Here is a 1,773-nt window from a genome sequence, read left to right as displayed (position 1 = left end):
GTATGGAAGGCGCACCCGACCCGCAGCACATAGCCGGTCTCGTTGTCTTCCAGGAACTCGCGTAGTTGTCCGGAGCGGCCGTAGACCTCGTCGCCTGCAGCCCAGGGCGGCATCGAGCCGTCGGCGACCATGTCGGCGAGAATGTCTTGTGCCAGCTGGGGTTTGGTCCGGAACCTGGTTGTACCGCCGATTCCCAGTGCGGTGCGGCGAGCATCATCGTCGAGCTGGTCGGCGGGCACATAGACGCGGCGCGGTTGACCATTGACCGGACTTCGACCAGCGAGCCAGGAGGTTGAAGGCCGCTAACTGGTCCAGCGCCTCGTGCTCGGCGATCTCGTTTTGGATGTGGTAGCTGCTGGGGTTGCGACCGTGAAGCTTGGCTGACCTCGCAATAGGGGCGGCCGACGTCTAGCGCGCGGGACCATCGTGTTGATTATGAACGTCCGGGGTCGCTCGTATGAGGGGCCCCGCGGTCAGTACAACTAGGGGCTTGGTGCAAGCTCCGTTAAGGACCTGCGTCCCTAGTTGGTTCGCCTTCGCCATGCGACGATTTGTTTGCTAGGTCACAAGAAAACCAGGACGGGAGGGCGCCTAAAACGCATCAGCAAATTTCGACGGCGGTGGTCGACATGATGGAATTCGACTTGATCAACGACGCACGACAACATCCAGAAAAATACCCGCCTCACGGAAATTCCGCAGGCGCAGCAATGACTGGGTGCGCAAGGGGTTTCAACTTTTCATCGACGTTGACAGATATAGCAAGCGCCCACTGCGCCTACTTGAAAGACCAACCGAGGGATTGGGTTAACGCCGATCAAAACATGCACCGCGGCCCTAGCGGAAAATTGGTTTGGGAGCCAGGGGAGCCGATGGAGCAGGCAGGTTATCACGCCTGGCGGGCGGAGAACGTAGCCGTAGGGTTCACCACCGCAGAGGCGGCGGTGAGATTCTGGATGCAAGATGATGAGCCGTTTGGCTGGGGGCACCGCAATGCCATCCTCAGGTGTGAAACAATGGAGGCAAGTCTAGGGTATTATGAAGGCGGTCCATGGGGCCACTACTGGACGCTAGACATGGGCACGAGATGACTTCACTGATCGTCCCCCGAACAGCGTGCCAGCCAAAGCCTTCAGTAAACTGGACACCTTGCTGGTCTTCTCCGCTCCACTGCTACCGGAACCGTCAAAGGTGATCAGATCTATCGAAATCTGGATACAGCGCTCAACCATGTGCGGCGTTTTGTAGTAGGTCCGCCAATACTGATCATGCCCTCGGCGCAGCCCGTTGGACGTCGCTGGCTTCACGCGCCGAACCCCATCGCGTTCCACCAGGCACGCGCCGAAATCCTCAAACGGACGTGCCCTTCGTTGAGGGCCTGCAGTGGAAACACCGTTTCCGCTACAGGCCCATTGATCTATTTTAGGGCGATAGTCCGGCGTGTTGGAGGAACGAGTGGGGCAGGTGCTCGGTTGCGCGGATGCGGTCGATGCCCGTGCTTGGTGAGCGTGATGGCTTCGTCGATCGTGTCCGGACAGAGATTGGCCAGTTCGACGCCTTTGATGCTGGACCACAGGGCTTCCACCAGGTAGAGATCGGGCGCGTAGGCGGGCAATCGTTCGCTGGGTACCCGAAGCGCTGTGCACGTGAGCGCGGTGACTTTGTTCCCTAGTGTGCCGAGTCGTTAATTCGGCTGCAGTATGCGGCGAGAGTTTCGAGGATCTCGTCGGCGGTTTTGGTCCAGACGAAGGGTTTGGGGTCGGCGTTCCATTC

General features: G+C 59.4%; 1 protein-coding gene and 1 pseudogene. One reads left to right on the top strand and one right to left on the bottom strand.

The window, feature by feature from the left end:
- Positions 1 to 248 (bottom strand): annotated as a pseudogene (locus ACWCO2_RS36735) (transposase); the annotation flags it as partial.
- Positions 249 to 629: 381 nt separating this feature from the next.
- Here ACWCO2_RS36735 and ACWCO2_RS36730 point away from each other — a divergent pair.
- Positions 630 to 1,091 (top strand): CAP domain-containing protein, encoded by a 462-nt coding sequence (locus ACWCO2_RS36730; protein WP_450132412.1) that lies wholly within the window; start codon positions 630 to 632, stop codon positions 1,089 to 1,091.
- Positions 1,092 to 1,773: the final 682 nt, after the last annotated feature.

Source organism: Saccharopolyspora sp. NPDC002376 (genome assembly GCF_053593195.1).
Note: the sequence above shows the minus strand (reverse complement) of the source record. Positions and strands in the feature narration are given on the sequence as shown.